The organism is Curtobacterium sp. VKM Ac-2889, assembly GCF_015350855.1.
Lineage (GTDB): Bacteria > Actinomycetota > Actinomycetes > Actinomycetales > Microbacteriaceae > Curtobacterium > Curtobacterium poinsettiae.
The window spans coordinates 305,917-321,381 of the sequence record NZ_JADKSC010000002.1 but is presented as its reverse complement, the minus strand read 5'-3'; the positions used below and the strand labels follow the sequence as shown (position 1 = coordinate 321,381).

14 protein-coding genes are annotated in these 15,465 nt (G+C 71.9%); 11 read left to right on the top strand and 3 right to left on the bottom strand.

The features are described from left to right. Positions 1–22: 22 nt before the first annotated feature. The gene (locus tag ITJ50_RS07345) at positions 23–1,072 is read right to left on the bottom strand and encodes a zinc-dependent alcohol dehydrogenase family protein (RefSeq protein ID WP_017887000.1); all 1,050 of its coding nucleotides are present in this window, start codon (positions 1,070–1,072) and stop codon (positions 23–25) included. A gap of 80 nt (positions 1,073–1,152) precedes the next feature. Between ITJ50_RS07345 and ITJ50_RS07340 the strand changes: the two genes are divergently transcribed. Together ITJ50_RS07340 and ITJ50_RS07335 are read left to right on the top strand one after the other, a co-directional pair. Next, on the top strand, positions 1,153–2,106 hold the full coding sequence (locus tag ITJ50_RS07340) for a DUF3097 domain-containing protein (RefSeq protein WP_017886999.1): 954 nt from the start codon (positions 1,153–1,155) through the stop codon (positions 2,104–2,106). A gap of 70 nt (positions 2,107–2,176) precedes the next feature. Then, complete coding sequence (locus tag ITJ50_RS07335; RefSeq protein WP_017886998.1) at positions 2,177–2,830, top strand: hypothetical protein; 654 nt, start codon at positions 2,177–2,179, stop codon at positions 2,828–2,830. Between the two features lie 295 nt (positions 2,831–3,125). On the opposite strand, the gene ITJ50_RS07330 is transcribed toward ITJ50_RS07335, so the two are convergent. Next, a complete protein-coding gene (locus tag ITJ50_RS07330; RefSeq protein WP_056073029.1) occupies positions 3,126–4,139 on the bottom strand; it encodes a LacI family DNA-binding transcriptional regulator in 1,014 nt (337 codons plus the stop codon). After that, on the bottom strand, positions 4,136–4,558 hold the full coding sequence (locus ITJ50_RS07325; protein ID WP_235517725.1) for a DUF3054 domain-containing protein: 423 nt from the start codon (positions 4,556–4,558) through the stop codon (positions 4,136–4,138). The genes ITJ50_RS07330 and ITJ50_RS07325 overlap by 4 nt, the downstream gene beginning before the upstream one ends. Before the next feature lie 425 nt (positions 4,559–4,983). Between ITJ50_RS07325 and ITJ50_RS17800 the strand changes: the two genes are divergently transcribed. The 9 genes from ITJ50_RS17800 to ITJ50_RS07280 all read left to right on the top strand — a co-directional run. Beyond that, positions 4,984–5,634 carry a hypothetical protein gene (locus ITJ50_RS17800; protein ID WP_194590224.1) on the top strand — a complete coding sequence of 217 codons (651 nt, stop codon included), beginning with the start codon at positions 4,984–4,986 and terminating at the stop codon, positions 5,632–5,634. Positions 5,635–6,113: 479 nt separating this feature from the next. Continuing rightward, entirely contained in the window at positions 6,114–7,268 is a 1,155-nt protein-coding gene (locus tag ITJ50_RS17795) for an extracellular solute-binding protein (protein WP_056073040.1), read from the top strand. Then, entirely contained in the window at positions 7,265–8,299 is a 1,035-nt protein-coding gene (locus ITJ50_RS17790; RefSeq protein ID WP_017886993.1) for an ABC transporter permease, read from the top strand. Before ITJ50_RS17795 ends, ITJ50_RS17790 begins: the two co-directional genes overlap by 4 nt. Beyond that, positions 8,296–9,108: an ABC transporter permease gene (locus tag ITJ50_RS07305; RefSeq protein ID WP_017886992.1), complete on the top strand. Its 813-nt coding sequence runs from the start codon at positions 8,296–8,298 to the stop codon at positions 9,106–9,108. The genes ITJ50_RS17790 and ITJ50_RS07305 overlap by 4 nt, the downstream gene beginning before the upstream one ends. Continuing rightward, positions 9,105–10,205 carry an ABC transporter ATP-binding protein gene (locus ITJ50_RS07300; RefSeq protein ID WP_017886991.1) on the top strand — a complete coding sequence of 367 codons (1,101 nt, stop codon included), beginning with the start codon at positions 9,105–9,107 and terminating at the stop codon, positions 10,203–10,205. Before ITJ50_RS07305 ends, ITJ50_RS07300 begins: the two co-directional genes overlap by 4 nt. Before the next feature lie 131 nt (positions 10,206–10,336). Continuing rightward, on the top strand, positions 10,337–11,857 hold the full coding sequence (locus ITJ50_RS07295) for an inositol monophosphatase family protein (RefSeq protein WP_194590223.1): 1,521 nt from the start codon (positions 10,337–10,339) through the stop codon (positions 11,855–11,857). A 910-nt stretch (positions 11,858–12,767) separates the two neighbouring features. Next, positions 12,768–13,565 carry a hypothetical protein gene (locus tag ITJ50_RS07290; protein WP_228499407.1) on the top strand — a complete coding sequence of 266 codons (798 nt, stop codon included), beginning with the start codon at positions 12,768–12,770 and terminating at the stop codon, positions 13,563–13,565. A 58-nt stretch (positions 13,566–13,623) separates the two neighbouring features. After that, positions 13,624–14,637, top strand: a complete 1,014-nt coding sequence (locus tag ITJ50_RS07285; RefSeq protein WP_017886988.1) for a daunorubicin resistance protein DrrA family ABC transporter ATP-binding protein — start codon at positions 13,624–13,626, stop codon at positions 14,635–14,637. Then, on the top strand, positions 14,634–15,465 hold an 832-nt coding region (locus ITJ50_RS07280), incomplete at its 3' end, for an ABC transporter permease (RefSeq protein ID WP_194590222.1). The genes ITJ50_RS07285 and ITJ50_RS07280, both read left to right, overlap by 4 nt.

Sequence of the window (15,465 nt, the reverse complement as noted above, 5' to 3'; positions counted from 1 at the left end):
GCTGCGTCCACGACGCACGCCGCTACGGGCGCAGCAGCACCTTGATGGCCCGGCGCTCGTCCATCGCGCGGTAGGCCTCGGCGGCCTCGTCGAGCGGCAGCTCCAGGTCGAAGACGCGACCGGGGTCGATCGCGCCGGAGAGCACGTCCGGCAGCAGCTCCGGGATGTACTTCCGGGCCGGGGCCATGCCGCCCGCGATCGCGATGTTCGTGTCGAACAGGTAGCGCGTGCCGATCGTCGGCACCCCGTGCGGGACCCCGACGAAGCCGACGTTGCCGCCGGGCCTGACCGAGTGCAGCGCCTGGTCCATGCTCTCCTCGGTGCCGACGGCTTCGACGCCGCAGTCCGCCAGGTCGCCGCCGAGCAGCGCGCGGACCGCCGCGACGCCCTCGTCGCCGCGCTCCGCCACGATGTCGGTGGCACCGAACTCGCGGGCGAGCGCCTGACGGTCGGCGTGCCGGCTCATCGCGATGATGCGCTCCGCACCGAGCCGCTTCGACGCGAGGACGGCGGACAGGCCGACCGCGCCGTCGCCGACCACGACGACGGTCTTGCCGGGGCCGACCGCTGCCGACACGGCGGCGTGGTGGCCGGTCGAGAAGACGTCGGACAGGGTGAGCAGCGACGGCACCAGCGCCGGGTCGACCGGGCCGGGCACCACGACGAGCGTGGCGTCGGCGTCCGGGATCCGCACGTACTCGGCCTGCGCGCCGCCGACCGGGTCGCCGTGGGCGTCCGTGCTGCCGAACCCGGACAGGTGGTCGCAGCCGGTGGTCATGCCGTTGCGGCAGGCCTGGCAGGTGCCGTCGTTCATGGTGAAGGGGGAGATGACGAAGTCGCCCTCGTGCAGGCCCGTGACGTCGTCACCGACGGCGACGACCTCGCCGACGAGCTCGTGCCCGATCGGCCGGGGCTGCTTCGTCTCGGTGACGCCGCGGTAGGGCCAGAGGTCCGACCCGCAGACACAGGCCGCGAGGACCTTGACGACGACGTCCTTGCCGGACAGGAGTCCGGGACGGTCGCGCTCCTCGACGCGGATGTCGTTCGGGGCGTGGATGATCGCTGCGCGCACGGGCGGGCCTTCCGTCGAGATGATGGGGAACCGGCGCGGTCGACGTCGTCCGGGCCGTCGTCGACAGTACCCTCGTGCGGGTGGACGACGACCGGTACGGCGGCGATGTGCTCTCGGGGGACTGGCGCTCGCGCGGGGTGAAGAAGGTGCGGCAGGTGCCGCTCGAACGGGACATGGTGCTCGAGGACCCGGACTCCGGGTGGGCCGGTGCCGTGGTGGGGCTCGAGGCGGGCAACATCGCGCTCGAGGACTGGAAGGGCCGCACGCGCTCCTTCCCCTTCACCGGGCAGTTCCTGCTCGAGGGTGAGTTGGTGACGCTGGGGCGGCCGTCGGCGCCGGTCGGTCGTTCTGCCGGGGGTGCCGCTGGCCGGGCTGGTGCTGCTGGTTCCGTCGGTGCCGTGCACGCGGACTGGAGGCCCGGGGCCGCGCCCGCCGTGCGGCAGGCGTCCGACGGTGGTCGCCTCCGCACCGCGTCCGGATCGTTCGCCGTGGAGTCGCAGCGTGCTCGGGTGGCGCTCCCCAGCCGCATCATGGTCGAGGGCAAGCACGACGCGGAACTCGTCGAGAAGGTCTGGGGCGCCGACCTGCGGGTCGAGGGCGTCGTGGTCGAGGAACTCTCCGGCGTCGACAACCTGGCCGCGGTGCTCGACGAGTTCCAGCCGACGCGGGAGCGGCGGGTCGGGGTGCTCGTCGACCACCTGGTGCCCGGGTCGAAGGAGTCCCGCTTCGCCGACGCCGTGATGCGTGGCAAGTGGGGCGCGCACGTGCTCGTCGTCGGGCACCCGTTCGTCGACGTCTGGCAGTCGGTCAAGCCGGCGCGGGTCGGGCTGCGGGCGTGGCCGACGATCCCGCGCTCGATCGAGTGGAAGGCGGGCATCTGCCAGGCGCTCGGGTGGCCGCACGCCGAGCAGGCCGACATCGCTCGGGCATGGCAGCGGATCCTCGGGCAGGTGCGTACCTTCGCCGACCTCGAGCCGGAGCTCCTCGGCCGTGTCGAGGAGCTGATCGACTTCGTGACGGAACCACAGGCCTGAGGACCGGTGGATTGCCCGACCGGCGCGGTGCGCCGGGGGTGATCCGCGCCTCCAGGCCTACTGTTGGGGGATGGACGGCATCGACGGGCGCGTGCGGGGCGCGGTCGACCTGTGGCTGCGCTGGCTGCCGCGCTGGCAGATCGGGACCGCCCGCCCGCGCACGCGCATCTGCCGGAAGTGCACCGGATCCCCGATCGCCGCGGCCGCGGGGTTCGGACCCGACGTGCCGCACGCCGTCCAGCACGCGCTGATCGGGCGGATCTCGACCATCGTCGAGGACGCCGTCGACGACTACACGGCGAAGAACCTGCCGTTGCTGCAGCGTGAGCTCGAGCGCGCGGCGGCCCGGAAGCGGCACGCGGGGTACCAGCCGGCCGAGGGGTTGTCGCCTGAGTTCCAGGGCCTCGACGTGGACCCCGAGCCGTCGCCGGGGTCGCCGTTCCTGTTCACGCTCGGCGAGCTGGCCGGCACCGGCGCGGGGGAGCAGACGCCGCGCGAGCCGTTGTCCGACGAGGCGAAGGCTGCGCTCCGGCACGAGATCGCGCTGTCCGACGAGTGCGCTCGGTCGACCGGTACCGCGGTGTGCCTGGCGCTCATCGACCACCGCCCGCGGATCGCCGAGGCCGTCGAACGCCTGGTCGAGCCGCAGATCGAGGCGCTCGTGTCCGACATGTTCCGCGGGTTCGACGGTCCGGAGGACGGGCCGCGCTCGGGCTTGTTCTAGGCGGGGGCGGGTGCGGGGGCGGGTGCGGGCGTCGCCGTGGGCGTCGCCGTGGGCGGAAGCCGCACGGTGCTGTCTGTGTCGGCCCGTGCGAGGTTGACCGCTCGGTGCGCGCTTGTAGCGCCGCACCGAGCCACCACGGTGGCACCGCTTGACGAACCTCGCACCGTGCGTGCTTCTCGAACCTCGCACCGCATCACGAATCGTGCGCGGGTTTGCGCGACCTCGCACCGTGCGCGGTGCCCGGAGCCTGCACGGGGTGAGTCGACGCGCACCGTGCGAGGTCAGCGGGCCGGCGTCAGCGGGGGAGCAGGGTGCGGCCGGGGATCACGGTGCCGCGCAGTGACCGGTGCTCGACCGGGCGCGTGGGGTCGTCGATGCGGCCGATGACCAGGTCGATGGCCTCGCGGCCGATGCGCTCGATCGGTTGCTCGAGTGTCGTGAAGCCGATCCAGTCGCTCGCCAGCGGGTAGACGCCGTCGAACCCGGTGACGGAGAGGTCGCGCGGGACCTCGACACCGCGGCGGGCGAGCGCCTCGCACACGTCGAGCATGAGCCGGTCGGTCGGACACATCACCGCGGTCACGCCCGACTCCTGCACGGCGTCCACCAGGTCGGCGGCGAGGTCGTCGGGTGGCCGCACGAAGCTCGCGTCGATGTCGATCACCCGGACGCCACGTGCTCGGAGCCGCGCGACCATCGCCGATGATCGCGCGTGCTGCGTGATGGCGTCGTCGAGCGGGACCGTGAACACCACGGCCGTGGTGTGGCCGGCATCGGCGACGGCGTCCGCGATGGAAGCCCCACCGTCGACCTCGTCGCAGTAGACGCTCGAGAGCGCCGGGTGCAGCTCGGGCCGACCGGCGACGACGGTGGCGATGCGGGGCGCGAACTCGGCGATGTCGGCGGACGGCATCAGCCCGCTGCACACGACCAGGCCGTCGACGCGCATCGACACGAGCGCGGCGAGGGCGGACTTCTCGTCCTCGACCCGGCCGACGCCCGTCGTGGTGACGACTCGGTAGCCGAGCTCCGATGCGCGGCGCTCCATCACGGCGTGCAGTGCGGTGTAGACCATCGACGAGGCGTCACGGACGAGCATCCCGATCGTGTTCGTGCGCCCGCTGACCAGCCCGCGGGCCATCGCGTTCGCGACGTACCCGAGCTCGGTCGCGGCGCGCTCGACTCGCTCACGCGTCTCGTCGGAGAACCGACCTGTTCCGGAGAGGACCCGGCTCACCGCCGACTTCGAGACACCCGCACGTGCGGCGACGTCGAGGATGGTCGGCTGGGAACCGCGGCTGCCGTTCACGCGTCGGTCGCTGCAGCATCCTGCCGCGACCGCGACGAGGTGAACCGGAGCACACCGCGGACGATCGCCCGCCAACCGAGCAGGAACACCCCGAGCACGATCGTGGCGACGATGACGAACGAGATCGGCAGCGGGTTGCCGTCGACGTCGCCCTGGCCGGTGACGACACGGATCGCCAGACCGACGAAGACCGTCAGCACCCAGACCACGACGCCGGTCGGCCACAAACGCAGTGGTCGTGCCCAGGCTCCGCTCGCCACGTACCCGATCGCCCAACCGGCCAGGAACGGGTAGGCGGTCGTCCACAGCGCCAGCGCCGTGTTCGCCTCACCATGGGACGAGCGCCCGATGAGCGCGAAGACAACGATGAGGACGACGTCGATGACGGCTGCGAGCCAACCCCAGGTGCGTGCGTTCACCCGCTCATTCTCGCAGGCCTCGGGCTGCTCGCTCATTCCTCCACAAGGTGCTCGGCGCGGCTGCTCCTCCACAGCACGCCCACGCGGTGCTGCTCCGAAGGCGGAGGATCCGGAGCATCACGAGTATGTCGATGAACCTCAAGCTCGCACCGGTCCCCGAAGTCCTCACGTTCCGAACCTCAGCCCAGCGCCCCGATGAGTCCGATGTCATCAGGCGTCGGGCCGCTGCGGGGGAGCTCACACGGGTAGCACGCGGACTCTACGCGGAGTCTGCGGGATGGGCCGCACTCCGCCCCACCGAACAGCACCACCTCCGGCTGCGCTCGTTCGCCGACCGGATCCGGCCAGGAGACCTGATCTCACACGTCTCCGCCGCCGTCGTGTTCGGTGTGCCCCTGCTCACCCCGCCACCGACCCGGATCCACGTGACCTCACGCGGTGCCGACCGGCGCACCACGAACGCGACCTTCGTGGTGCACGCCGACCTCGACGCCGAACGGAACGAGCGTCCGGTCGCCACGCCCGACGGGCTGCTGTTGTGCGGACTCGATCGGCTGGCGACCGACCTCGCACTCACACTGCCGTTCACCGACGCAGTCGTGTCCCTCGATGCGCTCCTGCGTCGCGAGGTCGAGCGCGAGGACGTCCTATCGGCGATCGAGCGGCGCGGGCAGAAGGGACGACGTCGGGCACTCCGGGCGATCGGGTTCGCCGATGCCGCATCGGACTCACCGGGGGAGTCGTACGCACGAGCGCGGTTCGACCAGTTCGGGACACCACCGCCGGTCCTCCAGCACCGCTTCCGGGCACTCGGCGAGCCGGACATCGTGGTGGACTTCTGGTTCCCGGATGCCGGGGTCGTGGTCGAGTTCGACGGAGCCGTGAAGTACCGGAGCAGTGCGTACCTGCGGGGACGGACACCGGAGGAAGCGCTGTTCGACGAGAAGATCCGGGAAGACCGGCTCCGCGCGTTCCCCGAGGTGCGAACCGTGGTGCGGCTCACCTGGTCGGACCTGCGCAACGAGTGGGTCCTCCGCGCGAAGCTCCGCAAGGCCGGAGTCCGCATGTCGCGCTGAGGGCCATCAGTCACGCACCGTGCGAGATTGTTCGGCATCTTGCCGGTGCGCACGGTGCGCGGTTCGTCGCCCACCGCGGACCTGGCCGCTCGGTGCGGGGTCGTCGGCAGCGAACGGGGCCGCGCACCGTGCATCGTTCGCCGGTCGGGGGCGAGCAGCCCGCTCCGTGCCGGGTTGTAGCCGGGCACGAAGCCGTCAACCCCGCACGGGGCGTCGGAACTCGCACCGTGCGCCGTCACCGCGCCCACGCCCGCCGCCCGCGCCCGCCGCCCGCGCCCCGCACCCGGAGTTCACCCGCCGGCGGCGCCGGAGGCACCCGGAGTTCACCCGGCAGCGCCACACTCGACCCCGGCGCGGGAACGTTCCCACACGGCCCGCCCGACCAGCACCCCGCACCACCGCACCACCGCACCAGCCCCCGCACCACCCCCACCCCGCACGACCCCCACCGCATCACCCACGGAACAGGGAGTACCCACGTGAAGACCCGAGCCCTCGCCGGCCTCGCCATCGCGGCAGCCGCGACCGTCGCACTCTCCGGCTGCGTCCAGAGCGCCAACGCCTCGAACGCTGCCGACGGCAACGGCACCACCAGCCTCACCGTGTTCATCAGCGGCGACACCAACGTCCAGGACCTCTGGGACAAGTCGCTCATCCCCGCCTTCGAGAAGGCGAACCCGAAGATCAAGGTCAGCACGAGCATCGACCTGCACGGCGAGCACGACGCCCAGACGCAGGCGAACCTCGCCACCGCGGTCAAGGCCGGCAAGTCCGTCGCGTACGACCTCGTCGACGCCGGCTTCGTCACCACCGCCGGCAAGGCCGGGCTGCTCAGCACGGTCAGCGACAGCACCATCCCGAACCTCAAGGACGTCCCCGACGCGACGAAGCAGCAGGGCGGCGACAGCGCCATCCCGTACCGCGCCTCGAGCGTGCTGCTGGCGTACGACGCGAAGAAGGTCACGGACCCGCCGAAGACCCTCGACGACCTGCTCGCCTGGATCAAGGCGAACCCGGGCGAGTTCGCCTACAACTCCCCGTCGTCCGGCGGTTCGGGCGGCTCGTTCGTGGCCACGGTGCTCGCGAAGTACCTGACGCCCGCCGAGCAGGAGACGATGCAGACGAAGTACGACAAGTCGCTCGAGTCGAAGTGGGACAAGGGCTTCGCGGCCCTGAAGGACCTCGGCCCGTCGACGTACCAGAAGGGCGTCTACCCGAACGGCAACGATCAGGTCGTGCAGCTGCTCGGCAGCGGTCAGATCGCGATGGCCCCGGTCTGGAGCGACCAGTTCATCACCTCGCAGAAGACCGGCATCATCCCGAAGACCACCAAGGCCGTGCAGATCGACGACCCGTCGTTCACCGGCAGCGCGAGCTTCCTCGGCATCCCGAAGACCGAGCCCAAGGAGAAGAAGGCGGCAGCCGAGAAGCTCGCCGACTTCGTGCTCAGCGCGAAGGGGCAGCAGCTCGTCGCGAGCGCCGTCTCCGGCTACCCGGTGATCCCGCTCGACAGCCTGCCGAAGTCGGTCGCCGAGCAGTTCACCGACGCGAACCCCTCGCAGCTCCGCCTCGGGTTCCAGAGCGACTTCGCCGCTGACATGAACGCGGCGTGGGACGCGAAGGTCCCGCAGTGACCCAGACCGTCCAGGACGGCCCAGCAACCGGCCGGGAGGCCCGTGGCGACTCCGCCACTGGCCTCCCGCCCGTCCCGCCCCACGCCCAGGGCCCGGCGCACCCCGCCGGCGGGCGCACGACGCAGGAACGGCTGGCCCGCCGCCGGCGGTGGCAGGGCCTCGCCCTCGTCGCCGCCCCGGTGCTCGTCGTCATCCTGTTCGTCGGCGTCCCGGTGGTGAACGCCGCCCTGTTCAGCCTCGGGTTCACCGGCGGCCTGAACCAGGCGCTCGCCGACATCGGCGGCGACACCGTGCGCGGCTTCTCGTTCGCGGTCTACACCACCCTGCTCGGCAACCCCACGTTCCTGCGTGACCTGGTCGCGACGCTCGGGGTCACGGCGCTGTCGACCGGCCTGACCGTGGGGCTGGCGGTCGTCGTCGCGGTGATCCTGCGGCTCCGCGGAGGCTTCCTCGGCAAGACCCTCAGCGTCCTGGCCGTGGTGCCGATCTTCGTGCCGGTGGTCATCGCGAGCTGGTCGATCCTGACCTTCACCGACGCGCAGGGCTTCCTCCGCAGCCTCGGTGCGCAGTTCGGCCTCGACGTCCCGGTGTGGGGCTACACCCTCGTCGCCGTGGTGTTCGGCAGCGTCTGGACCAGCCTGCCGTTCGCGGTGCTGATGATCGCCGGGGCGCTCCAGGGCACCCCGGATGCCCTGGTCGAGGCCGCGAAGGACGCCGGGGCGAGCACCTGGCGCGTCGTCTGGCAGGTGCTCCTGCCGATGGCCGCGACCCCGCTCGTCATCGCGACGACGTTCACCGTCATCGGGGTCCTCGGGTCGTTCACCGTGCCGTACTTCACCGGCCCGAACGCCCCGACGATGCTCGGCGTCGACATTTCGAAGTACTTCCAGGCCTACAACCGTCCGCAGCAGTCGACGGCGATGGCGTTCATCGTGTTCGCGTTCGCCGCGGCCGCGAGCGTCTTCTACCTCCGCTCGACGGTCCGCTCGAACGCGGGCGAGCTCGACAAGAAGCGTCAGGAGCAGCAGTGATCAAGCGTCTGACCGGCAACGCCCTCGTCTGGGCGACCGCGATCGTGCTGGCGGTGTTCATCCTCGGTCCGCTCGTCTGGCTGGCCGCCCGTGCCTTCGCCACGACGTGGACCTACCCGAACCTGCTGCCCGACGGCTGGACCCTGCAGTGGTGGGGCACCGTGTTCGAGGACCGCAGCCTGGCCGTCGCGGTGCAGAACTCGCTCGTCCTCGCGCCGCTCACGGTCCTCATCGCCGCGGTCGTGTGTCTGCCCGCTGCCTGGGCGATCAGCCGCATCGAGTTCCCCGGGCGGCGGCTCGTGCTCGTCGGACTGTTCGCCACGAACGCGTTCCCGAAGATGGGCCTCTTCGTCACGATGTCGGCGATGTTCACCGCGCTGAACCTCATGAACACGGTGACCGGGATCCTGATCGTGCACGTCCTGGGCTGCGTCGTCTTCATGACGTGGCTGCCCGCCGCGGCGTTCTCGGCCGTGCCACGGTCCCTCGAGGAAGCCGCCCGCGACGCCGGGGCCAGCCGCTGGCGCACCTTCTGGAAGGTGACGTTCCCGATCGCCTGGCCGGGGATCCTCGTCGCGATGGTGATGTCGTTCCTGGCGTCCTTCGACGAGGCACAGGGCACGTACCTGGTCGGCGCCCCGACGTACATGACGATGCCGACGGCGATGTACTCGCTCGTCCTCAACTCCCCGCGTCAGGTCTCGGCGGTGTTCGCGATCGCGCTGAGCATCCCGTCCGTGGTCCTGCTGCTGCTCGCCCGGAAGCACATCATGGGCGGCCGTCTGGCGGACGGCTTCCAGATCCGATGACCACCACCAGCACGAAAGGCGACCAGATGACGGACAAGGCGCTCGTCGCGGAACGCACACCGGGCCTCCAGGCCGACGGCAGCACGACGGACCGGACCGGCGGACTCACCATCCGCGGACTGCGCAAGACGCTCGGCGGACGCGACGTCGTCGCGGGCATCGACCTCGACGTCGCGAAGGGCGAGCTCGTCTCGCTCCTCGGGCCGTCGGGCTGCGGCAAGACCACGACGCTCCGCATGGTGGCGGGGTTCCTGCCCGCCGACGGCGGCGTCGTGACGATGGGGGACCGCGACGTCACGTCGCTCGGTCCGGAGCGCCGACCGAGCGCGATGGTGTTCCAGAACTACGCGCTGTGGCCGCACATGACGGTGACGCAGAACGTCGCGTTCCCGCTGCGGACCCGACGGGTGCCGAAGCAGCGGGTCGCCGAGCGGGTGCGCGATGCGCTCGAGCTCGTCGGGCTGAGCCACCACGCCGGCTCGAAGCCGACCGCGATCTCGGGCGGTGAGCAGCAGCGCGTCGCCCTCGCCCGTGCGATCGTGCAGGAGCCGGACGTGCTGCTCCTCGACGAGCCGCTGTCGAACCTCGACGCGAAGCTCCGCGTCAGTGTCCGCGACGAGATCCGGCGCATCCAGCAGCGCCTCGGCATCACGACCGTGATCGTGACGCACGACCAGGACGAAGCGCTCAGCATCTCCGACCGGATCGCCGTCATGCACGACGGCCGGATCGAGCAGATCGCCACACCGACCGAGCTCTACGCCCGCCCCGCCACCGGGTTCGTCGCGTCGTTCATCGGCTCGACGAGCGTCGTCACCGGCCGGTTCCTCGCCGGCACGTCCGTCAGCCCGACCGCGGCCGACACGGTGCTGGTCCGCCCGGAGCAGGTCGTGCTCACCGATGACTCGCCGATCCGTGCGACCGTCGCACGGGTGCTCATGCGCGGCCACTTCGCCGAGGTCGTGCTCAGCACCGACGGCGCGGAGCTCCGCGCCTACGTCACCGGGCCACCGCCGGCGGTCGGCACCGAGACCGGGGTGCGCCTGGGCGAAGTGCTCGTGCACCGCGACGGCGTGCTGCTCGAGGTCGCACGATGAGCGCGGGGGTCCCGACGCCGGTTGCGGCCGTGTCGTCTGCGTCGGCTGCGTCAGCCTCGGTTGCGTCTGCGTCTGCGTCTGTCGCTGCGGTCGACCGTGTGGTCTCGACCAGCCTGGACGCCAGGCCCGGCGTGCGTCCGCCACGCCTCGTCGCTCACCGTGGTGCGCCGCGCGTCCGGCGCGAGAACACGCTGCCCGCCCTCGCGGTCGCCGAGGCGCTCGGCGCCGAGGTGATCGAGGTCGACGTCCGTCGCACCGCCGACGGCGTCGCCGTCCTGCTGCACGACGAGACCCTCGGCCGGATGTGGGGTGACGCCCGCCGCGTGGCCGACGTCGACTGGTGCGACGTCGCGCGGCTCGGCAACGGCCTCGACCGGATCCCGCGGCTCGACGGTGCGCTCGAACGCCTCGACGGCTGCCGGTCGACCCTGCTCGTCGACCTGACCGACGCCGAGGACGCCCTGGTCGCCGCCCGCACCGTCGCGGGCTTCACCGGTTCCACCGCGGTGGCCTGGTGCGGGGCGCCCGCGGCGATGGCAGCCGTCCGCTCCGTGCTGCCCGACGCCGACGTCTGGCTGGCGTGGGAGTCGCTCGACCCGCCCGTCCCCGCGGACCTCGACGCGCTCCACCCGTCGACGCTCAACCTCGACGTCGCCTTCCTCACCCCGCACACCGTCGAGGTCGCGCACGCCCTGGGCCTGCGCGTCGCCGTCTGGACCATCGACGACGTCGAACCCGCGATCTGGGCCGCCCGGCTCGGCGTCGACTCGATCACCACGAACGACGTCGGGGCCATCGGCGCCGCGTTGTCGGCGGCGGAACGCGACGGCTGGCCCGAGCGTGACCGCGAGGCCACCGAGACCGAGGTCGCCTCGCGCGCCCAGGCCTTGGCCCACCGCATCGCCCACGAGGTCATCGCCTACACGCGGGAACACCCCGTCAGCGAGGTCCACACGAAGGCCAACCCCGCCGACCTGGTCACCGACGTCGACCGCCTGGTGGAGCAGCACGTCCGCTCCCGCGTGCGGATGGTGTTCCCGACGCACGGGTTCACCGGCGAGGAGTACGGCGAGGCCCCCGGCGACCGGCACCGCTGGTTCCTCGACCCCGTCGACGGCACCACGAACCTGGCGAACGGAGTCCCCTGGACCTCGATGTCACTCTGCCTGACCCGTGGCGGACGCCCACTCGTCGGCGTCGTCGCGGACCCCTGGCGCGGTGAGGTGCTCGAGGCGCGACGCGGGCGCGGTGCCACCCTGCGCGACCGGCAGCTCCGGCTCGACGACGCACCCCGGCCGCTCGCCGGCGCCGTCGTCGGCACCGAGCTCGACGGGCACCGACCGTGGGCGGGCTTCGGGGCGTTCCTCGACGCGCTGGCCGACCGGTCGTGCACGCTCCGGGTGCAGGGATCGGGGACGCTGACCATCGCGCAGGTCGCGGCCGGACGGGGGATCGGCGGCTGCGTGTCGGCGTTCAACCCCATCGACCACGGCGCCGCGGTGCTGCTCGTGCACGAGGCCGGGGGCGTCGTGCTGACGCGATCCGGTCCCGTCGAGGGCTTCCCGCCCGTGGGGGACCCCTTCCTGGTGGCGCACCCGGGGGCCGCGGACGAACTGCACGCGGTGTGGACGGCGGCGCTCGCCGCGGGGTGAGCCGCGCGGCGCACGGTGCTGGGTCTGCGATCCGGTGCGGGGTTGGCTGCCGGGTGCGGTGCTGCAAGCGCGCACGGGGCTGGGAAGCGCGCACGGGGTGCGCAGGTGCGCACGGTGCGGACTGGAGGCGCGGTGCCAGCCCGGTACGCGCCTCCCGGCCGGTGGGCGGTGCGCACGGTGCGGGGTCCGCGATGCGGTGCGGGGTTGGCTGCCGGGTGCGGTGCTGCAAGCGCGCACGGGGCGGCTAACCGAGCACGGGGTGCGCAGGTGCGCACGGTGCGGACCGGAGGCGCGGTGCCAGCCTGGCACGCGCCTCCCGGCCGGTGGGTGGTGCGCACGGTGCGGGGTCTGCGATCTGGTGCGGGGTTGGCTGCGGGGTGCGGTGCTGCATCCGCGCACGGGGCTGGGAAGCGCGCACGGGGTGCGCAGGTGCGCACGGTGCGGACTGGAGGCACGGTGCCAGCCCGGTACGCGCCTCCCGGCCGGTGGGTGGTGCGCACGGTGCGGGGTCTGCGATCTGGTGCGGGGTTGGCTGCCGGGTGCGGTGTCGCAAGCGCGCACGGGGCTGGGAAGCGCGCACGGGGTGCGCTGGTGCGCACGGTGCGGACTGGAGGCACGGTGCCGGTCCGGCACGCGCCTCCCGGCCGGTGGGTGGTGCGCACGGTGCGGGGTCCGCGATGCGGTGCGGGGTTGGCTGCCGGGTGCGGTGTTGCATCCGCGCACGGGGCTGGGAACCGCGCACGGGGTGCGCAGGTGCGCATGGTGCGGGCTGGAGGCGCGGTGCCGGTCCGGCACGCGCCTCCCGGCCGACTCTGAGCGGGCGCTCAGTCAGCCGACGCCGTGGGTTCGTAGGGTTGCAGTCCACGACCGGTCCGTCCGGACCGACCGTGCACCCGAAGGAGCATCGACCATGGGATTCCTCGACCGCCTGCTCGGACGTCCGGAGCGAGACCGATCCGCCGACGCACAGCAGAACCAGTGGGGGCAGCCGCCGCAGCAGCAGGGCTACCGGTACGGCCAGCAGTCGTACCAGCAGCCCGCACCGTCCGCGCCGCAGGGCGGCGGCGACCAGTACGGCGTCCCGCAGTGGGGTGACGCACCGACGCAGCAGCAGGGTGCGACGACCGACGACGAGCGTGCGGTCGAGCGCTACCGCTACCTGCTCCGCACCGCGCCGCCGGAGCGCATCGAAGAGGTCCACGCCGAGGCCTTCGCCAAGCTGACCGACGAGCAGCGCCGGATGGTCTACGACGAGTTCACCCGCACGGCCCCTCCTGGTGAGGCGCCCCGTGGGGACGACCCACGCTCGCTGGCCCAGTCGGCGACCCGGTCCGAGATCCGCCAGCCGGGCTTCATGGAGCGCTCGCTCGGCGGTGTCGGTGGGGGCGGCGGCCGCTTCGGCGGGCAGCGCGGTGGACCCTCGTTCGGCAGCATGATCGGTGCCTCGATCCTCGGGACGGTGGCCGGCTACGTCATCGGATCCGCGATCATGAGCGCCTTCCTGCCCGACCCCGGTTCGTTCGATGGCGGTACCGACGCTGCGGGTGACGGCGGTTCGGAGGACACTGGTGCTGAATCCGGTGATGCCGGGGCGTCCGACGGTGGCGCATCCGACGGCGGCGGCTTCGACAATGCGGGCTGGGGCGACAGCGGATCCGACTTCGGCGGTGGCTTCAGCGACTTCGGTGGTGGCGACTTCGACGTCTGAGTGACGTCCGTCGCTCCACCGGACCCCGGGTACCCACCGTGTCCGACGAAGGAGCGACATGGCCATCATCGAAGCCTCCGGGCTGACCAAGACGTACAAGTCGAAGTCCGGGCCGGTGCACGCACTGGCCGGACTCGACCTGTCGGTGCCGCAGGGCACCGTGAAGGCACTGCTCGGGCCGAACGGCGCGGGCAAGACGACCACCGTGAAGGTGCTGACCACCCTCATCACGCCCGACTCCGGCACCGCGACGATCGACGGCATCGACGTGATCGCCGATCCGCAGGCCACCCGGCGCTCGATCGGGGTGTCCGGACAGTACGCGGCGGTCGACGAGAACCTGACCGGGTTCGAGAACCTCGAGATGATCGGGCGGCTGTACCACCTGGGTCGTCGGACCTCGCGCGACCGGGCTCGTGAGCTCATCGACGTCTTCGACCTGTCCGAGGCGGGGGACCGCCCGGTCAAGGGCTTCTCGGGCGGCATGCGACGACGGATCGACCTGGCCGGGGCCCTCGTGATGAACCCGCGGGTGCTGTTCCTCGACGAGCCGACGACGGGCCTCGACCCCCGCAGCCGGCTGGCGCTCTGGGGCATCATCGAGGACCTCGTGGCCGAGGGCGCGACGGTGCTCCTCACCACCCAGTACCTGGAAGAGGCCGACCGGCTCGCCGACGACATCGCGGTCATCGACGACGGGACGGTCATCGCCGAGGGGACCTCCGACCACCTGAAGGCGCAGGTCGGTGGGCACCGGGTCGTCGTGACCCTGGTGGACGAGGCCGACGGCGACGCGGCGACCACCGTCCTCCGCCGCTACGGGGTCGGCGAGGTCGAGACCTCGGGCGACGGCCGCACCCGTGCCATCGCGGTCGAGGCCGGACCGGCCGCCCTGCAGCGCGTGCTCGCCGACCTCGGTGCGGCCGGCATCGACCTGCACGACGCCGGCATGCGGCGCCCGACCCTCGACGACGTCTTCCTCCGCCTGACCGGCCACGCCGCGACGGACGACGACGCCGACGGCCCCGCGGCGACCACGCAGAAGACCAAGCAGAAGGAGACGGCACGATGACCGCCACCTCCCTGGCTCCGGGCCGTCAGCTGCCCGTCGTCGTCACCTCGCCGCTCGCCGTCTGGGTCGAGGACGGCTGGACCGTCACCAAGCGCAACCTCATCAAGCTCAAGCGGTCGCCGGACATGCTCGTCTTCGCCGTGCTGCAGCCGATCATGTTCGTCCTGCTGTTCAGCCAGGTCTACGGCGGCGCCATCCAGGTGCAGGGCACCGACTACACGCAGTTCCTGATGGCGGGGATCTTCGCGCAGACCGTGGTGTTCGGCGCGACGTTCTCCGGCTCGGCGATGGCGCAGGACCTGAAGGAAGGACTGATCGACCGGTTCCGCACGCTGCCGATGTCGGCGTCCGCCGTGCTCGTCGGACGGACCAACTCCGACCTCGTGCTCAACTCGATCTCGATGGCGATCATGATGCTCACCGGTCTGGCGGTCGGGTGGCGCGTCAACTCGTCCCCGCTCGAGTTCCTGGCCGGCATCGCCCTGCTGCTGCTCTTCAGCTACGCGTTCAGCTGGGTGATGGCGTTGCTCGGCATGAGCGTCAAGACACCCGAGGTCATCAACAACGCCTCGTTCATGATCCTGTTCCCGCTGACGTTCATCTCGAACGCGTTCGTGCCGAGCGACACCCTGCCGCTGGTGCTGCGCGTGTTCGCGGAGTGGAACCCGGTGTCGTCGCTCGTGCAGGCCGCGCGCGAACTGTTCGGCAACGTCGGGTCCGCGCCGGTGCCGGACATCTGGACGATGCAGCACCCCGTGCTGACCGTCCTGATCGGGATCGCCGTGATGCTCGTGGTGTTCGTGCCGTGGTCGGTGAACAAGTACACCA